Annotated in this window: 17 protein-coding genes and 1 pseudogene; 11 read left to right on the top strand and 7 right to left on the bottom strand. The window is 68.5% G+C overall.

The features are described from left to right. Positions 1 to 150 precede the first annotated feature (150 nt). Positions 151 to 1,803, top strand: a complete 1,653-nt coding sequence (locus AB0J78_RS31415; protein WP_363795336.1) for an FAD-binding dehydrogenase — start codon at positions 151 to 153, stop codon at positions 1,801 to 1,803. Between the two features lie 9 nt (positions 1,804 to 1,812). On the opposite strand, the gene AB0J78_RS31410 is transcribed toward AB0J78_RS31415, so the two are convergent. From AB0J78_RS31410 to AB0J78_RS31400, 3 genes are all read right to left on the bottom strand, one after another. After that, positions 1,813 to 2,175 carry a hypothetical protein gene (locus AB0J78_RS31410; protein WP_363795334.1) on the bottom strand — a complete coding sequence of 121 codons (363 nt, stop codon included), beginning with the start codon at positions 2,173 to 2,175 and terminating at the stop codon, positions 1,813 to 1,815. Positions 2,176 to 2,468: 293 nt separating this feature from the next. After that, positions 2,469 to 4,067 (bottom strand): cation acetate symporter, encoded by a 1,599-nt coding sequence (locus AB0J78_RS31405; RefSeq protein ID WP_363795332.1) that lies wholly within the window; start codon positions 4,065 to 4,067, stop codon positions 2,469 to 2,471. Beyond that, on the bottom strand, positions 4,064 to 4,606 hold the full coding sequence (locus AB0J78_RS31400) for a DUF485 domain-containing protein (RefSeq protein WP_363795330.1): 543 nt from the start codon (positions 4,604 to 4,606) through the stop codon (positions 4,064 to 4,066). Before AB0J78_RS31400 ends, AB0J78_RS31405 begins: the two co-directional genes overlap by 4 nt. Before the next feature lie 565 nt (positions 4,607 to 5,171). On the opposite strand from AB0J78_RS31400, the gene AB0J78_RS31395 reads away from it, so the two are divergent. Genes AB0J78_RS31395 through AB0J78_RS31380 form a run of 4 tightly spaced genes read left to right on the top strand, consistent with a single transcriptional unit; the run spans position 5,172 to position 9,849 of the window. Then, positions 5,172 to 8,186 (top strand): nitrate- and nitrite sensing domain-containing protein, encoded by a 3,015-nt coding sequence (locus AB0J78_RS31395; RefSeq protein WP_363795328.1) that lies wholly within the window; start codon positions 5,172 to 5,174, stop codon positions 8,184 to 8,186. 56 nt (positions 8,187 to 8,242) lie between these two features. Continuing rightward, entirely contained in the window at positions 8,243 to 8,680 is a 438-nt protein-coding gene (locus tag AB0J78_RS31390; protein ID WP_132673877.1) for a roadblock/LC7 domain-containing protein, read from the top strand. A gap of 7 nt (positions 8,681 to 8,687) precedes the next feature. Next, on the top strand, positions 8,688 to 9,242 hold the full coding sequence (locus AB0J78_RS31385) for a DUF742 domain-containing protein (protein WP_363795326.1): 555 nt from the start codon (positions 8,688 to 8,690) through the stop codon (positions 9,240 to 9,242). After that, the gene (locus tag AB0J78_RS31380; RefSeq protein WP_132673875.1) at positions 9,223 to 9,849 is read left to right on the top strand and encodes an ATP/GTP-binding protein; all 627 of its coding nucleotides are present in this window, start codon (positions 9,223 to 9,225) and stop codon (positions 9,847 to 9,849) included. Before AB0J78_RS31385 ends, AB0J78_RS31380 begins: the two co-directional genes overlap by 20 nt. A 95-nt stretch (positions 9,850 to 9,944) precedes the next feature. On the opposite strand, the gene AB0J78_RS31375 is transcribed toward AB0J78_RS31380, so the two are convergent. Continuing rightward, on the bottom strand, positions 9,945 to 10,757 hold the full coding sequence (locus AB0J78_RS31375; protein ID WP_363795324.1) for an SAM-dependent methyltransferase: 813 nt from the start codon (positions 10,755 to 10,757) through the stop codon (positions 9,945 to 9,947). 209 nt (positions 10,758 to 10,966) lie between these two features. Between AB0J78_RS31375 and AB0J78_RS31370 the strand changes: the two genes are divergently transcribed. Continuing rightward, the gene (locus tag AB0J78_RS31370) at positions 10,967 to 11,710 is read left to right on the top strand and encodes an SDR family NAD(P)-dependent oxidoreductase (protein ID WP_363795322.1); all 744 of its coding nucleotides are present in this window, start codon (positions 10,967 to 10,969) and stop codon (positions 11,708 to 11,710) included. Between the two features lie 201 nt (positions 11,711 to 11,911). After that, positions 11,912 to 12,694, top strand: a complete 783-nt coding sequence (locus tag AB0J78_RS31365) for an isocitrate lyase/phosphoenolpyruvate mutase family protein (RefSeq protein ID WP_363795320.1) — start codon at positions 11,912 to 11,914, stop codon at positions 12,692 to 12,694. Here the strand turns inward: AB0J78_RS31365 and AB0J78_RS31360 are convergent. From AB0J78_RS31360 to AB0J78_RS31350, 3 genes are all read right to left on the bottom strand, one after another. After that, positions 12,649 to 13,323, bottom strand: a complete 675-nt coding sequence (locus AB0J78_RS31360) for an alpha/beta fold hydrolase (RefSeq protein WP_363795318.1) — start codon at positions 13,321 to 13,323, stop codon at positions 12,649 to 12,651. The genes AB0J78_RS31365 and AB0J78_RS31360 overlap by 46 nt on opposite strands. 177 nt (positions 13,324 to 13,500) lie before the next feature. Then, complete coding sequence (locus AB0J78_RS31355) at positions 13,501 to 14,511, bottom strand: peroxidase-related enzyme (RefSeq protein WP_363795316.1); 1,011 nt, start codon at positions 14,509 to 14,511, stop codon at positions 13,501 to 13,503. A gap of 53 nt (positions 14,512 to 14,564) precedes the next feature. Continuing rightward, a complete protein-coding gene (locus AB0J78_RS31350; protein WP_363795314.1) occupies positions 14,565 to 14,969 on the bottom strand; it encodes a VOC family protein in 405 nt (134 codons plus the stop codon). 78 nt (positions 14,970 to 15,047) lie between these two features. Between AB0J78_RS31350 and AB0J78_RS31345 the strand changes: the two genes are divergently transcribed. The 4 genes and pseudogenes from AB0J78_RS31345 to AB0J78_RS31330 all read left to right on the top strand — a co-directional run. Then, positions 15,048 to 15,401: a nucleoside hydrolase gene (locus AB0J78_RS31345; protein ID WP_363795312.1), complete on the top strand. Its 354-nt coding sequence runs from the start codon at positions 15,048 to 15,050 to the stop codon at positions 15,399 to 15,401. Between the two features lie 85 nt (positions 15,402 to 15,486). Beyond that, positions 15,487 to 15,672, top strand: a pseudogene (locus tag AB0J78_RS31340) (transposase); the annotation flags it as partial. A gap of 51 nt (positions 15,673 to 15,723) precedes the next feature. Then, positions 15,724 to 15,858 carry a hypothetical protein gene (locus AB0J78_RS31335; protein WP_363795443.1) on the top strand — a complete coding sequence of 45 codons (135 nt, stop codon included), beginning with the start codon at positions 15,724 to 15,726 and terminating at the stop codon, positions 15,856 to 15,858. After that, the coding region (locus AB0J78_RS31330) for a transposase (protein ID WP_363795439.1) at positions 15,800 to 16,101 on the top strand (302 nt) is incomplete at its 3' end. The genes AB0J78_RS31335 and AB0J78_RS31330, both read left to right, overlap by 59 nt.

The raw sequence follows: 16,101 nt of genomic DNA, 5'->3' as shown, positions 1-16,101 counted from the left end.
GAATTGGCCGGATACACCACCTATGGGTGGTTCCTCAGGCGTGGAGAGCGATTCCGGAACACCCGGAGATCGACTCGCGCTCCCTGCCGGATACACCACGATTGAGGTATAAAGTCCACCACTACCCGTCGGTAATAGCGGAGGTCGGCGATGGCGCTGGACGCTGATGTGATCGTGGTGGGCGCGGGTCTGGCAGGCCTGGTCGCCACTGCGGAACTGGCCGATGCCGGTCGCCGCGTGGTGCTCGTCGACCAGGAACCCGAGGCTTCCCTGGGAGGTCAGGCGCACTGGTCCTTCGGCGGGTTGTTCCTGGTGGACTCCCCGGAGCAGCGCAGGCTCGGCGTGCGCGACTCGCACGAACTCGCCCTCCAGGACTGGATGGGCACCGCGGCCTTCGACCGCGATGAGGACCACTGGCCCCGCCGGTGGGCCGAGGCGTACGTCGACTTCGCCTCCGGCGAGAAGCGCGCGTGGCTGACCGCGCAGGGCGTGAAGTTCTTCCCGCTCGTGCAGTGGGCCGAACGCGGCGGTTACCTCGCCTACGGCCACGGCAACTCGGTGCCGCGCTTCCACGTCACCTGGGGCACCGGCCCCGGCGTGCTCGAACCGTTCCTCCGCCGGGTCCGCGAGGCCGAGGCCAAGGGCCTCGTCGAGCTGCGGTTCCGGCACCGCGTCACCGAACTGGTCACCACCGGCGGAGCCGTCACCGGCGTGCGCGGCAAGGTGCTCATCCCCAGCGACGCCGAACGCGGTCAGCCGAGTCCCCGAAAGACCAAGGGGGAGTTCGAACTCGCCTCGCAGGCGGTGGTCGTCACCTCCGGCGGCATCGGCGGGAACCTCCCGCTGGTGCGCAAGAACTGGCCCAAGCGCCTGGGCAAGCCGCCGAAGAACATGATCGCCGGAGTTCCCGACCACGTCGACGGGCGGATGCTCGAAGTGGTGGCCAAGACCGGTGGCCGGATCATCAACCCGGACCGGATGTGGCACTACACCGAGGGAATCCGCAACTACGCTCCCGTGTGGACCAGGCACGGCATCCGCATCCTGCCCGGCCCCTCGTCGCTGTGGCTGGACGCGAACGGCAACCGGCTGCCCGCACCGCTGTTCCCCGGATTCGACACCTTGGGAACGCTGCAGCACATCATGGGCACCGGCCACGAGCACACGTGGTTCGTGCTCAACCGGCGCATCATCAGCCGCGAGTTCGCCCTGTCGGGCTCCGAGCAGAACCCCGATCTCACCGGCCGCAGCGTCCGCCAGCTGCTGCAGCGCGGCGGCGGGGCGACCCCCGGACCGGTGATGGAGTTCGTGCGGCGCGGTGAGGACTTCATCGTCCGCAACAGCGTCGCCGCACTCGCCGAGGGCATGAACGAGCTCGGCGACGGCCACATCGACGCCGCCGAGCTCGAACGCACCATCGTCGAGCGGGACCGCCAGGTCGCCTCAGGGCTCGGCAAGGACCTGCAGATCAACGCGATCCGGGAGGCCCGTCGCTACGCGGTGGACCGGCTGATCCGGGTGGCTGAGCCCCACCGGCTGCTGGACCCGGCGGCCGGGCCCCTCATCGCGGTGAAGCTCAACCTGCTGACCCGCAAGACCCTCGGCGGCCTGGAGACCGACCTGGACGGCCGGGTGCTCACCGATGGGGTGACGCCGCTGGAGGGACTCTACGCGGCCGGAGAGGTCGCCGGCTTCGGTGGCGGCGGCGTGCACGGATACCGAGCCCTGGAAGGCACCTTCCTCGGTGGCTGCCTGTTCTCGGGCAGGCAGGCCGGAAGGGCCGCAGCTGCGGCGGTGGGCTGAAAAAGGGAATCAAATGAAGCAGCCGCTCACGAATCCTGAAATCTGGCTGCGCTCATTGGTCACGTCGAGCCATTCCGAAACGGCTCGTCCGTCCCCGCAGACAATGGTTTCGCCGATCACCCTGCGGTGAATCGTCGCGGTGTCCCCGGGATTTCCGATTCCTCGCACCGAGGCGGTCGTGCCGGGTTCCGAGCGGATCCGGGTGCCGAAGGCGAGGAAGTCGGTGGTGTCCTGCTCAGGAGCCGCGTGCGCGGCCTGGACCAGGACATCTCTGATTTCGAGGGCGATGGTCGCGATGTGAGTTCCGAGCCCGGAGATGGGCACGATCGCGGCCACCGCCATGCCTAACAGGGCATTCCGAAGCTTGCGCATCACAACCCCCTTGGCCCGCCAGCTCGCTTCTCGACCGGATTTTCGGCGAAGTTCTGCGTTGGTCGGGACGGTTCCCAGTTTATTGACCGGAACCCGATTCCAGCAGTATCCGATCGGGTAAGACGAATTCGTGCGGGGCACGCACGAAGACCGGTGACGCGCAGCGGTCGGAACTCGCTCGGCAACACCTCGGGTGAGTGAGCCCACGCCCAACATCGACCCGGTCCGCGACGACGAAGGGCGCTGGCGGACCGCTCGGTCCGCCAGCGCCCTTCGAACGCTTTTCGCGCAGGTCAGCCGCTGCGCGAGCCGATTCCCGTGAGGGAGCGGACCTCCATCTCGGCCTGACGTTCGACGTCCTGCTCCGACTTGCCCACGAAGGTGCCGATGGCGGCGAACAGGAACGAAATCGGGATCGAGACGATGCCCGGGTTCTTCAGCGGGAAGAACGCGAAGTCCACGCTCGGGATGATCGAATCCGGAGAGCCCGACACGACCGGCGAGAAGGCCACCAGCAGCAGGCAGGAGATGAGCCCGCTGTAGATGCCCCAGAGCGTGCCGGTGGTGTTGAACCGCTTCCAGAACAGCGTGTACAGCAGCGTGGAGAGGTTGGCCGAGGCGGCGAAGGCGAACGCCAGTCCGACCAGGAACGCCACGTTCTGACCCATCACCAGGATGCCGCCGCCGATCGAGACCACGCCGATGACCAGCGCCGTCATCCGCGCCACCCACACCACCCGGTCGGAGTCGACCTCACCGCCGCGGACCACGCTGGCGTAGACGTCGTGCGCGAACGACGCCGATGCTGTCAGCGTCAGGCCCGCGACCACCGCCAGGATGGTGGCGAAGGCGACGGCCGAGATGACGCCCAGCAGGACAGTGCCGCCGATCTGGTAGGCAAGCAGCGGTGCGGCCGAGTTCTCCGCACCGGGTGCGGCCAGGATCGCGTCGCTGCCGACCAGGGCGCTCGCGCCGTAGCCGATGATCAGCGTGCACAGGTAGAAGATCGCCATCGTCCAGGTCGCCCACACCACCGAACGCCGCGCCTCGCGGGCGTTGGGAACGGTGTAGAAGCGCATCAGCACGTGCGGCAGACCACCGACGCCGAGCACCAGTGCCAGCGACAGCGAGACGAAGTCCAGCTTGGTCATGTCGGACTTGCCGTACTGCGCACCGGGAGCGAAGATCGCGCGCCCGTGCGGGTTGTTGTCAGCGGCGGCCCGGAGCAGCTCGGACATGCTGTAGCTGAACTTGCCGAGCAGGAAGATCGTGATCAGCACGGCGCACAGCACGAGCATGGTGGCCTTGATGATCTGCACCCACGTGGTGCCTTTCATGCCGCCGACCAGCACGTAGACCATCATGACGGCGCCGACGCCGACCATCACCAGCATCTGTCCGAAGTCGCCGTGCACGTTGAGCAGCAGCGCCACCAGACCACCGGCGCCGGCGATCTGGGCGATCATGTACATGATCGTGATGGCCAGGGTGGACGTCGCCGCCGCGGCACGCACCGGGCGCTGCTTCATCCGGAAGCTGAGCACGTCGCCCATGGTGAAACGGCCGGTGTTGCGGGTGCGTTCGGCCAGCAGCAGCAGGTTGACCAGCCATGCGACCAGGAAGCCGATGCTGTAGAGGAAGCCGTCGTAGCCGTAGATGGCGATCGCGCCGGCGATGCCGAGGAACGACGCGGCCGACAGGTAGTCACCGGACAGCGCGATGCCGTTCTGCGCCCCGCTGAAGGCGCTGCCTGCGACGAAGTAGTCGCTGGCCGTGCCGCGGTTGCTGACGCGGTAGACGATGAACAGCGTGATCAGCACGAACGCCGCGAAGACGCTGGTGTTGATGATGACGCTGTCGTCGGGGATGACGTTGGGTTGGGCAAGGTTCATCGGTCGAACTCTCCGGCCTGCTCACGGATTTCGTCGACGCGCGGGTCGATGTGGCGGCGGGCGAACCTGACGTAGAGGGTGGTCAGCCCGACGGTGGTCACGAACTGCCCGATTCCCAGCAGCAATCCGACGTTGACGTCGCCCACGACGGGCTTCGCCATCTCCTCGGGGAAGTACGCCGCGGCCACCACGTAGCCCAAGTACCAGATGAGGAAAAACGCCGTCGCGGGGAAAACGAACCATTTAAGTCGACGGCGGAGGCTGCGGAATTCGGCGCTCTGCTGGATTGCGGTGAAATCGGGCCGGTCGGCGGTTGTGCGAACCGCGCTCTTCTCGATTCCGCCGAACGCCGCGCGTTGATTTCCGGGCTCGCGGGGGGAACCGCGCAGCGCGGATTGCGTTGCGTTGCTCATGCATCCTTCCTGGGGCTTCAGGGTGTGCCGGCCGGGGTCGCCGAGCTGGCGGAGGCGGGCAATTCTTATCACTGTTCTACCGCTATCGACACTGTGGGGAGCACCACCTGCGGTCTTCCATTTCACCCGTCTGAGCAGGGCCGGAGCCGGGAGTCCGCGACGGGTGGGCGACTCTCGGTTACTGGCGGGTAAGGCCAGGTCAGGGACCTGCCTCTTGAAGATCGAAAGTCGCTGACCAGGCGTTACAGCCTCTCTCGGGGAAGAGTTCCGAGGTTGTTTTAGCCCGAACGGGTGAAATTGCGTGAAGCGCTCCCGAACTGATTGAACACTCGGCGTGATCTCGCCTGTTTGGCGTAGCGCATTGCGAAAAAGCCCCCGGTGCTTTCCTTGCGGCAGGGGCATATAGTGCTTGGGCACTGAGAGGTAGTCGTGCGAACGGGAAGGGTCACGGTTCGATACCAGTGTCCGGAATGTACCGGCCGGGGAAGTCATTGGTGACGCTGAGTATCGTTGAGATCGTGAAGGCAGGGAGTCTCGCGTTGGTTCGCCGACCCCGCGCCCTCCCGGCAGGCCTGCCTTTCACCCCAGACCATCAGCACGACGATTGCGGGACCGCACGCATGCGCCGTTCGCCTACGCTTTGTTCGACACGCCTGCTTGACCAGCGCGGAGACGCACAGGGAGATCGCTCGTGAGCGGGGACCGGCGGTCCGCCGGCTTCCTGCAGTGGCGCAACTGGTCGCTGCCCACGAAGCTGGCCGCCGTCGTGCTGGTCCCCGTGCTGTTCGCGATCACGCTCGGTGTCGGTCAGATCCAGTGGCAGGTCGACCAGGCCGATCAGTACGGCCGGGTCGCGCAGGTGCTCGACGCCGAAGACCAGCTGGAACCGCTGACCAGCGGTCTGCAGCTGGAGCGAAACCACGCAGTGGAGAACCTCGTCGGTGACGGCGACATCGGCACCTTCACCGAGCAGGTCGGAGCCACCGACAAGGCGGCCGAGAACCTGCGGGTCATCCTCACCGAGAACGACGTCTACACCGACGTCGTCCACGAGCGCTTCGCCGAGACCCGCAAGGCGCTGGACGGACTGGCCGCGGTGCGCGCCGGCGTCCAGGCCAAGCGGGTCACCGCTATGCAGGCCGTCGGCGCCTACAGCCAGGCCGTGCGCGCGGCGCTCGCGCTGGACCGCGCGCTGACCACCAGCGTCGCCGACCCCCAGATCTCCAGCACCGCGACCGCGCTGACCGACCTGCTCAGCCTGACCGAGGAGGTCCGGCTCCAGCAGGCGCTGGTGCTGTCCGGGCTGCGGGACGGCTCGCTGGACGCACCCACGCTCGACAACCTCTCCGGTTCCCGCGCCCGACTGCTGTCGAAGATCAACGACGCGAGCTCCGGTGTGGCCAAGCACTGGCAGCAGCGCCTCGCGGAGCAGCTCCAGGTCCCGGCGATCGTGCAGCGCAACCAGATGCTCGGTGTGATCGTTCTGGAGAGCACCGACAGCAAGTCCAGCCGGGGCTTCTCCGTCGAGCGCGAGGCGTGGAACAGCACCAGCGACGGCTCCGCGGCGACCATCGAAGGCGGTCGCGGCGAGCTGGCGAACGAGGTTCGCACCATCGCGCAGGGCCTGGCCGATGACGCCAGCGACCGCGCCGGGTGGGACTCGGTGATGCTGCTGGCCTCGCTGATCGCCGCCGCCGGCGTGATCATCATGATCACCCGCCAGCTGCTCGGCTCGCTGCGCGAACTGCGGATCGGCGCGCTGGACGCGGCCGAGTACGACCTGCCCTCGGCGGTCACCGCGGTCCGCGAGGGCAAGGGCGCGGAGGCCGAGGTGCCGCCGCTGCCGGTCAACACCACCGAGGAGGTCGGCCAGGTGGCGCGGGCCTTCGACGAGGTCAACCGGCAGGCGCTGCGCCTGGCAGTCGAGCAGGCCGACCTGCGCCGCGGCTACAGCGACGCGTTCGTCAGCGTGTCCCGCCGCAGTCAGGCCCTGCTGGAACGCCAGCTGCGCCTGTTCGAGGAGCTGGAGCAGGACGAGGAAGACTCCGACCAGCTGGCCAGGCTCTTCCAGCTCGACAACCTCGCGACCCGGATGCGCCGGAACAACGAGAACCTCATGGTCCTCTCCGGCAGCGACCTGGCCCGCCGCTTCACCCAGCCCACCGACCTCGCCGACGTGCTGCGTTCCGCGGTCTCGGAGATCGAGCAGTACCCGCGGATCGCGGTGCAGCCGACCCCGTCGGTGAAGCTGCGCGGCAACACCGCCAGCGACCTGGTGCGCCTGGTCGCCGAGCTGATGGACAACGGCGCGAACTTCTCCGCGCCGGACACCGTCGTGACCGTCTCCAGCTACCAGTCCGGCGACGGCACGGTCGTACTCGACGTCCTCGACAACGGCATCGGCATGGGCGACGACGACCTGGCCTCCGCCAACCAGCGGCTCGCCCGCGTCGCCGAGGACGACATCTCGACCTCGCGCCGGATGGGCCTGTTCGTGGCCGGACGCCTGGCCGCGCGGCACGGCATCAGCGTCGAGCTGCACGGCGGTCCCGACGTCGAGGGCGTGCGCGCCACGGTCCTGGTCCCGGCCGAGCACGTGGTCTCCGCCCAGCCGAGCGGCCAGTCGCAGATGCCGCCGTCAGCGCCGCCCGCGCAGGTCAACGGCCACTCGCTGCCGGGATTGCAGACCTCGTTCCCGGGCGCGGGTTCGCCGCTACCGCAGCGGGTTCCCGACCAGGACCGGCCCGAGGACGACGGTTGGCAGACCCACGAGCCGGTCCTGGCCCAGGACGACGAACAGGGCTTGGCGCACGGCGACGAGGAGTACAACGCCAACGCGCCGACCAGCCTGTTCGAGCCGGTCTTCCCCCACGACCAGGCCGAGCGCTCGGGCCAGTTCGACGGGAGCGGTTTCTTCGACTCCGGCTCCGGCCAGGCCAACGACTTCTTCTCGCCGGCCGGGGGTGAGGACTCGCAGACCAACAGCTTCTTCGGTTCCTCGCTGGACTACGACCGGCCCGTGACCCGGGAGGAGACCGAGGAGCCCGCCGAGGAACCGGCCCGGAACGACCTGGCGGGGCAGTGGTTCATGCCCGCGGCGTCGGACTCGATCTCGGAGACCGGCGAGTTCCACTGGCCGGAGACCAAGGACGGCGACTCCGCGCTGTTCACCTCCGGAAAGCCCGCCGAGGACGACGAGCCGCAGCTGACCTCGTCCGGTCTGCCGCAGCGCAAGCCGCGCAACCGGGCCGCCGCTGAACCCGCCGCCGAGGAAGCTCCCAAGAGCCGCAGCGCCGAGGACATCAGCAAGCAGCTGGCGCACAACGGGGTCCAGTTCGGCCACACCGACCCGGAGTCGGCGTTCAAGCCGTGGCCCCCGGACTCCTCGGAGCAGGCTCCCGAACTGCCCCAGGCCCAGCCCTGGATCCCGCAGACCCCGGAGGCGCAAGCCTGGGACTTCGCCGCGGACAAGGCCCGCGAGGCGGCGGAAGCCGCGGCGAACCCGCAGGAGACGTCGTTCACCAGCGCCGGGCTGCCCCGGCGCAAGCCGAAGGCGAACCTGGTCCCGGGAAGCGTGTCCAACCAGTCCCAGCAGCCGAGCCAGCCACGACGGCTCCAGCGCGACCCGAACGCGTTGCGCAGCAGGCTGTCCGACTTCCAAGGCGGCGTCAGCCGTGGCCGGCACCGGATGACCGACGAGGGCTGAGTGGTGGACACACGCGAGAAGACACGTGATCATCTCGGCAACGAACAGGAGGTTGCATGAGCGCACAGACTATTTCCCGCAGGTTCGGCTGGCTGATCACGGACTTCACCGAACGCGTGCAGGGAGTGGCGCACGCGATCGTGGTCTCGGCTGATGGACTGGTGCTGACCGCTTCGGCGACGCTGCCCAGGGATCGTGCCGATCAGCTCGCCGCTGTGGCCTCTGGTCTGCTGAGCCTGACGCAGGGATCGGCGAAGTGCTTCGAGGCCGGCCGGGTCGTGCAGACGATCGTGGAGATGGACCGGGGCACCCTGCTGCAGATGGGCATCAGCGACGGTTCGTGCCTGACGGTGCTCGCCGCTCCGCAGTGCGACATGGGGCTGATCGCGTACGAGATGACCATGCTGGTCGAGCGCGTCGGCCAGATGCTCACTCCGGAGATCCGCACCCAGCTGCAGAACAGCGCGGGCGCTGTGTCGGGTCAACTGGTGTGAGGACGCGATGAGCAGACGCTCGGAATACCCACGTCGAGACCGAAGACGGCAGAACTCGGGCGATGACAGCTTCGCCGATGTCGTCAACGCGTTCACGTTCGGCGCCAAGCCCAAGCGGGACAAGCGCAAGGGGCGCGAGGAGCCGGAATCGCCGCAGGACCATGAGCTGGACCAGCGTGCCAGGACGGTGTCGCAGGACCCTGCCGACGCCGTTCCCGAAGCTCCCGTAGCCTCCAGCATCCGGTCCTACACCTGGACCGGCGGCCGGACGAAGTCGAACTACGAACTGGCCATCGAGACCCTGGTTTCGGTCGGCGAGAATTACCGACCCGGCGCACCGGTCCGGCTGGAGCACCAGTCGATCGCCGAGCTGTGCCAGCAACCGCGTTCGGTGGCCGAGGTGGGGGCACTGCTGTCGGTGCCGATCGGGGTCGCCCGCGTGCTGCTGGCCGACATGGCCGAACTCGGATTGATCACCGTGCACAGCACGGTGAGCGAAAGCGGTAGCGCACCACACATGATGTTGATGGAAAGGGTTTTGAGTGGACTCCGTCGGCTATAGCGCACCCCAGCTCGGCTCGATGCCGGAGGCTGCCAACCGGGGTGGCACCAGCTCGACGTCGGCGAAGATCGTCGTCGCGGGCGGGTTCGGTGTGGGCAAAACGACGTTCGTCGGTTCGGTCTCGGAAATCGTTCCGCTGACCACCGAAGCGGTCATGACGGAGGCTTCCAAGGGCGTCGACGACCTCGACGCGACTCCGAACAAGACCACCACCACGGTCGCCATGGACTTCGGCCGCATCTCGCTGGCCTCGGACCTGATCCTCTACCTGTTCGGCACTCCCGGGCAGCAGCGGTTCTGGTTCATGTGGGACGACCTGGTGCGCGGTGCCATCGGCGCCGTCGTGCTGGTCGACACCCGCCGGCTGGCGGACTCGTTCTCGGCGATCGACTTCTTCGAGGACCGCGGCCTGCCCTACCTGGTGGGCGTGAACATGTTCGACGGGCAGATGCTGCACTCGCTCGAACAGGTGCGGGAAGCGATGGCGATCGGGCCTGAGGTGCCGATCGGCCCGGTGGATGCCCGGGACCGGGAATCCACCAAGCGCACCCTGATCGCGCTCGTGGAACACGCGATGCGGCACTGGACTTCGCGCCAGGCCATGTGAGCTCGACCGGGCGCCTTTGCGGTCAAGGGTGGCGGTTTCCGACCGAGGAATCGCCACCGAACCCGGAAAGGCGCCCTTCGTGCCGAGTTCCGGCGTCAGCGCTTCCGGCCGACGCCGCCGAGCAGGTTGTACTCGCCGTCCGAGGGCTCGGTCAGGCGCGGGCCGTCCGGCCACCAGTCGAAGAGGTTGACCAGGCCGGGCTCGATCATCTCCAGATCGGCGAACAGCTCCTGGATGCCCTCGCGACTGCGGTAGTAGCAGCTGCCCATCATCGAGTTGAACTTGACCTGCGACTCCTCGGCGAGCTGCGCGCGGGAGCTGCCGTCGCCCGGGTTGTGCAGGTGCGAGATCGCCAGGTACGAGCCGGAGGTCAGCGCGTCGAGGTAGGTGCGCATGATCGCCGCGGGGTTCTCGTCGTTGGTGACGTGGTGCAGCGTGTTGCTGTGGATCAACCCCACCGGGCGGTCCAGGTCCAGGTACTTGCGGACCGACTCGTGGTTGAGCACTTCCTCGGGATCGCGCAGGTCGGCGACCGCGAAGTGGGTGAACTCGTTCTCCTCCAGCAGCGCGCGGCCGTGCGCCGCGACCGAGGGGTCGTTGTCGACGTAGATGACCGTCGTCTCGTGGTTGATCCGCTGCGCCGCCTGGTGGGTGTTCTCCGCGGTCGGCAGGCCCGATCCCAGGTCGAGGAACTGGTCGACACCGGCGTTGCCCGCCATGAAGCGCACGACGCGGATCAGCCAAGCGCGGCACTGCCTGCCGACCTGGATGGCTTCCGGGGCGAGCTGCTGAATCTGCCGCAATACCTCGCGATCGACCTCGAAGTTGTCCTTGCCGCCGACGAACGCGTCGTACACGCGCGCGATGCTGGGCTTGGTGGTGTCGATCTGCGGGTGGGCGTCAGCCATGAGAGGGATCCGCTCGGTTGCCTTCGTGGGGGAATGATCTCGTACTAAGAGTATGCCGGGGGCATCAGCCGGTAAACAGCCCTCTGTTTGAGGTGCGGGTGACTTGCGCGACTGAACCGGCCGCGCCCGTGCGGGAAACCGGAAAACGTTGCCCGGCAAGCCACCGGGGGTGCACCGGGTGTTGCCGGGGTAGTGGCAGGATGACCGCGATGAGCGGAGCGGTACTGATCCTGGGTGGCCGGAGCGAGATCGGCGTGGCGGTCGCGGACCGCCTGGTGCGGCGCGGGAACGGCAAGGTGATCCTCGCGGCCCGGCGTTCGCAGGACCTCGACGAGCAGGAGTCGGCGCTGCTCGAAGCAGGTGCCGACGAGGTCGTGCGGGTCGAGTTCGACGCCGCCCGGCTGGACACCCACGAAGCGCTGCTGCGCGACCTGGCCGACGAGCACGGCCCGATCGGCACCGCGGTCATCTCCTTCGGGATCCTCGGTGACCAGCAGCGCGCCGAGTCCGAGGCCGCGCACGCGGTCGACGTCGTGCACATCGACTACGTCGCCCACGTCAACGTCCTCACGCACCTGGCGAACTTGCTGCGCGAGCAGGGTCACGGCCAGATCGTGGTGTTCTCCTCGGTCGCCGGTGTCCGGGTCCGCCGCGCCAACTACGTCTACGGCTCCGCCAAGGCCGGCCTCGACGGCTTCGCCAACGGCCTCTCCGACGCCCTGGTGGGCAGCGGTGTGTCGCTGCTGATCGTCCGGCCCGGCTTCGTCATCGGCCGGATGACCACCGGCATGGACCCGGCCCCCTGGTCGTCGACGCCGGACCAGGTCGCCGACGCCACCGACAAGGCCCTCCACCGAGGCCGCAGGGTCGTCTGGGTCCCCGGCATCCTCCGCTGGGTCTTCGCGGCCATGCACTACCTCCCCCAGCCCATCTGGCGCCGCATGCCCCGCTGACGAGAACCCCACCCGAGCAACCGCCGCCCCAAGGGCAAGCTGCAGGGAAGCCGCCCTGAGACACCGCCGCCCGGACCAGGCCTTGCTCCGAAGGCTGTGTCCCGACGGGGTCGGCCGTTCGAATTTCGCGCGAAATTCGAATTTCCTCACCCCGACGGGCGAAGGCGCGGCGTGTCGGCCCCGGCCTCTACGGTGCGGCGCATGGACTTCCACGCACTGCACGAAAGTGCCGAGCCGCTGCTATTGCCCAACGCCTGGGACTTCGCCTCCGCCGCCGCGCTGGCCGATGCGGGGTTCGCCGCGATCGGCACCACGAGTCTCGGCGTCGCGGCGGTTCACGGCGTGCCGGACGGCAGCGGGGGAACGCGGGACGAGACGCTCGACCTCGCGAAGAAGATCGTCGGGCTGCCCGTCCCGATCACGGTCGACATCGAGGCCGGTTTCCGCCTCAGCCCGGCCGAGATCGGCGATTTCGCCGCGGAACTGGCCGATCTCGGCATCGCGGGCATCAACATCGAGGACGAGCTCTGCGACCCGGCCCTCCACGAGCAGCGCATCGCAGCGATCCGAGACCGAGCTCCGGACCTGTTCCTCAACGCCCGAACCGACACCCACTGGCTCAACCCGAACCCGTCCCTGCCCGACGCGCTGGAACGAGCCCGCCGCTACGCCGGGGCGGGAGCCAGCGGCGTCTTCGTCCCCGGCATCAGCGCCGAGGACGACGTCCGAGCCCTGGTCGAGGCGGTCGACGTCCCGGTCAACGTCCTCTACAAGCCGGGCCAGAGCATCGAGGAGCTGGCCGCCCTGGGCGTCGCGCGCATCAGCACCGGCTCGTTCCTCTACCGAGCGGCCCTGCACGCCGCGGTCACCACGGCGCGGGAGATCCGCGCGGGTGGTGCCACGGCGGCGGACGTGCCCGGCTACCAGGCGGTGCAGGACTACATCATCGGCGGCCGGCGACGGGGTTCCGGCGGCTTGAAGTGACCGCCGTCGGGGCCGGTCTGCTTGCTGTGCCCGGCACCGAGGTACTTGCAGAACCACCGGTCGGCGAGTTCGGCGACCTTCTCCAGGGCTCCGCGCTCCTCGAAGAGGTGCCCTGCGTGCGGCACGATCTCGATCTTGACGTCGGTCAGGGGCAATGAGGTGAGCAGCTCGGCGGTCTGCCGGTTGAGGTTGAGCACTTCGCGGTCGTCGCCGCCGACGATCAGCAGCGTCGGGGCCTGCACCTCGGCCAGCCCGTCGCCTCCGAGATCGGGACGACCACCCCGCGACACCACGGCGTTGACCCGGTCCGGACGACGCGCGGCGGCCTTCATCGCCGCGGCCGCGCCCGTGCTCGCGCCGAACAGGCCGACCGGCATGCCGCGCGTGGCCTGCCAGGAGCCGAGCGCGTCGATGGCGGGCGTGAGCCGCTCGGCCAGCAGGTCGATGTCGAACCGGTACTCGTGCGTTCGCTGGTCGATCGACGCCTCGTCAGGCGTGAGCATGTCCAGCAGCAGGGTGCCGAAGCCCGCGTTGTGCAGGGACTCGGCGACCGCGCGGTTGCGCGGACTGCGCCGTGAGCTGCCGGAACCATGCGCGAACAAAACCACCGCCCGTGCAGGCGGTGGCATCACAAGGTCCCCTTCGAGCTCTCCGGCAGGGGTTTTGACGATCATTGGCTCGGTCGTGAGTTGAACCATGGGGAGCCTCCCTCGGTTTCCGCACGCAACGACTACCCCGACGGGTCCGCCACGACACGCCGCAGGTCACCCCACTGTCACCCGAGAGAGGCCGATCCGCAGGAGGAACTAGGAACGCACGGCGTTGCCGAGGGTCATGATCAGCCGGTTGTCCCAGGCGAACATCGACGACACGGCGACCAGGTCGTGCACGTCGTCGGCGCCGAGCCCGGCGGCGTGCAGCCGTCGGACGTCGGCGGCGGTGAGCGCGGCCGGCGTGTAGGTGAGGGCCCCGGCGACGTCGACGACGGCCCGCAGCCGCTCGTCGGCGATGGCGGCGGGACCGGCCTCGGCGAGCACCACGGCGGTCAGCGGGTCACCGGACAGCTCCACCTGCCGCTTGCCGTGCACGGCCGTGCAGTAGCCGCACCCGTTGATCAGCGAGGTCGCCAGCGCGGCGAGTTCGCGATCAGCCCGGCCCAGAGCGCCGTGACCGGTCATGATCGCCTCGCGCAGCAGGGTCTGCGCCGACAGCACCCCGGCGTCGAGCTTGAGGGTCTCCACGAAGTCACCGCCGGACACGACCCGCGACGCCCACCGCATCGACGGGAACGCCTGGTCGGGCGTCGACAGCGCGAACCCGTCGGCGGCCGCACCGGCCTCGATGGTGATACCGGCCTGGGACGCGGGACCGTCCCCGGCGCCGGCCACCAGCCGCAGCCCGCTCTCCAACCGCACCCGGAAGCTCGCGTAGGCGGCGACCTGCGTGGCGGTGACGACCTGGGCGGGGCTGAAGTGCTCCCGCAGTTCGGCGATCTCGTCGGCGCCCACGTCCGCCGGGTCGAGCGCGACCTGCTCGCAGTGCGCCAGCAGCGCCTGCGTCGACTCGGGCAGCTCACCCCAGCGCTCGACGTCCCGCACGACCTCGGCGTCGTCGAGCGCGACGGCCACCGAGTCGGCGTAGGAGGGGGACTCGTTGACCAGCGCGACGCGAAGCGCGATCCGCGCCCGATCGGCCTCGCCCAGTTGGGACTGGTCTTCGGGGCGGAGAACTGCGGCGTCGGCGTTCTCGGCGGCTTCCCGGACGTCCGGCCGAAGCACGGTGAGCGTTTCTGCTGCGCGATCGCTGACGGTCGTCATCGGCTCCCAATCGAATCGGAACGGATGCGCAGACCTTAGCGTTGCAAGATCGCTCAGTTGTGCGGGAGGTTGAGCTGCCAGGAAACCCCGTACCGATCGTTGACCCAGCTGAACTTACGCGAGAACCCGTAGTCGTCCGGTGGCATCAGCACCCCGCCGTCCTCGGAAAGCGCCTGGTGGAGCCGGTCCCGCTGCTGCTCGTCGACGCAGTCGACGTACAGCGACACCGACGGCGTGAAGTCGAAGGCGTGCGACACGGGCGAGTCGATGCACATGTACTGCCGCCCGCACAAGGTGAACGTGGCGTGCTGCACGGATCCTTCAGCCCCCTGCTCACCAGGGCCGTAACGGCTGATGGCGAGCACCTCGGCGTCGTCGAACAGGCTGATGTAGAAGTTCATCGCCTCCTCGGCCTTGCCGTTCTGGAACATCAAGAACGTGGAGATCTGCGTCGGCATGTCGCCTCCCTGGTGCGCCGGTTGATCGCGGGGCGAGTATTGCGGTCGCGACCGACATCCGCCCGAACAGGAGCCGACATGACGACCCCGAAGGTGCCTCTTGTGATCGACACGGACACCGCCCAGGACGACTGCATCGCCCTGATCGTCGGCCTCCTCGACCCCCGAGCAGACCTGCGCGCGATCACCATGGTCGCCGGCAACGTCGGCTTCGACCAGCAGATCCGCAACGCCTTCCTGACCCTCAACGTCGCAGGCCGGCTGGGCGAGGTCCCGATCCACCTCGGCTGCCGCCGCCCCCTGGTCCGCCCGTGGGAAAGCGCCGAGAACGTCCACGGCGACGGAGTAGGCGGCATGACCATGGACATGACCGGCTGCGACCCAGACCCGGAACACGCGGTGGACGCCCTCATCCGCCTAGGAGCTGTTTAGGAACGAGGGGTGCTGTCGGGAAGTAGAGAGGTCTCCGGTAGATGGATCAACGACCAAGAAGATCGACATCTATCCGGAGACCTCGGTGGGAAGCGTATCGGTTGGCGCGCGTAAGGATCTGACGGACCGGCAATGGGCGGCGTTGCAGCGCGTGTTGCCGCCTCAGCCGGTCGTGGGACGTCGTCCGAAGTGGACACGTCGGCAGTTACTCAATGGGGTCCGGTGGCGGGTGCGGGTCGGTGCTCCGTGGCGGGACGTGCCGGAACGCTATGGGCATTGGCAGTCGATCTACCAGCTGTTTCGCCGCTGGCAGCGTGAGGGCGTGTGGCCCTGGATTCTCTCGGCGCTGCGGGCGTGGGCGGAACAGGCGGGCCTGATCGACTGGCAGGTGTCAGTGGATTCCACGATCAACCGGGCCCACCAGCACGCCGCCGGAGCTCGCCCCCCGGCCCGATGAGCAGGTCGAACCGCCCGGCGACGAACCGGCCGATCACGCGCTGGGACGCTCCCGTGGTGGGCTCACCACGAAGATCCACCTGGCCTGTGAACAAGGCCGTAAGCCGTTATCGCTACTGATTACCGCCGGTCAACGCGCCGACAGCCCCCAGATGACCGCCGTACTGGAGGCGATCCGGGTCGCACGTGGCGGACGCGGACGCCCGCGCACCCGCCCGGAGCGGGTGCTGGCCGACAAGGCCTA

This window comes from Saccharopolyspora sp. NPDC049426 (assembly GCF_040676935.1).
Classification (GTDB): Bacteria; Actinomycetota; Actinomycetes; order Mycobacteriales; family Pseudonocardiaceae; genus Saccharopolyspora.
Note: the sequence above shows the minus strand (reverse complement) of the source record. Positions and strands in the feature narration are given on the sequence as shown.

Coding starts and splice junctions, on each gene's coding strand:
- AB0J78_RS31355 (WP_363795316.1), bottom strand. CDS start 14,511: ATGACGACCGTCAGCGATCGCGCAGCAGAAACGCTCACCGTGCTTCGG.
- AB0J78_RS31365 (WP_363795320.1), top strand. CDS start 11,912: ATGGACTTCCACGCACTGCACGAAAGTGCCGAGCCGCTGCTATTGCCC.
- AB0J78_RS31370 (WP_363795322.1), top strand. CDS start 10,967: ATGAGCGGAGCGGTACTGATCCTGGGTGGCCGGAGCGAGATCGGCGTG.
- AB0J78_RS31350 (WP_363795314.1), bottom strand. CDS start 14,969: ATGCCGACGCAGATCTCCACGTTCTTGATGTTCCAGAACGGCAAGGCC.
- AB0J78_RS31415 (WP_363795336.1), top strand. CDS start 151: ATGGCGCTGGACGCTGATGTGATCGTGGTGGGCGCGGGTCTGGCAGGC.
- AB0J78_RS31410 (WP_363795334.1), bottom strand. CDS start 2,175: ATGCGCAAGCTTCGGAATGCCCTGTTAGGCATGGCGGTGGCCGCGATC.
- AB0J78_RS31385 (WP_363795326.1), top strand. CDS start 8,688: ATGAGCAGACGCTCGGAATACCCACGTCGAGACCGAAGACGGCAGAAC.
- AB0J78_RS31360 (WP_363795318.1), bottom strand. CDS start 13,323: ATGCCACCGCCTGCACGGGCGGTGGTTTTGTTCGCGCATGGTTCCGGC.
- AB0J78_RS31375 (WP_363795324.1), bottom strand. CDS start 10,757: ATGGCTGACGCCCACCCGCAGATCGACACCACCAAGCCCAGCATCGCG.
- AB0J78_RS31390 (WP_132673877.1), top strand. CDS start 8,243: ATGAGCGCACAGACTATTTCCCGCAGGTTCGGCTGGCTGATCACGGAC.
- AB0J78_RS31405 (WP_363795332.1), bottom strand. CDS start 4,067: ATGAACCTTGCCCAACCCAACGTCATCCCCGACGACAGCGTCATCATC.
- AB0J78_RS31345 (WP_363795312.1), top strand. CDS start 15,048: ATGACGACCCCGAAGGTGCCTCTTGTGATCGACACGGACACCGCCCAG.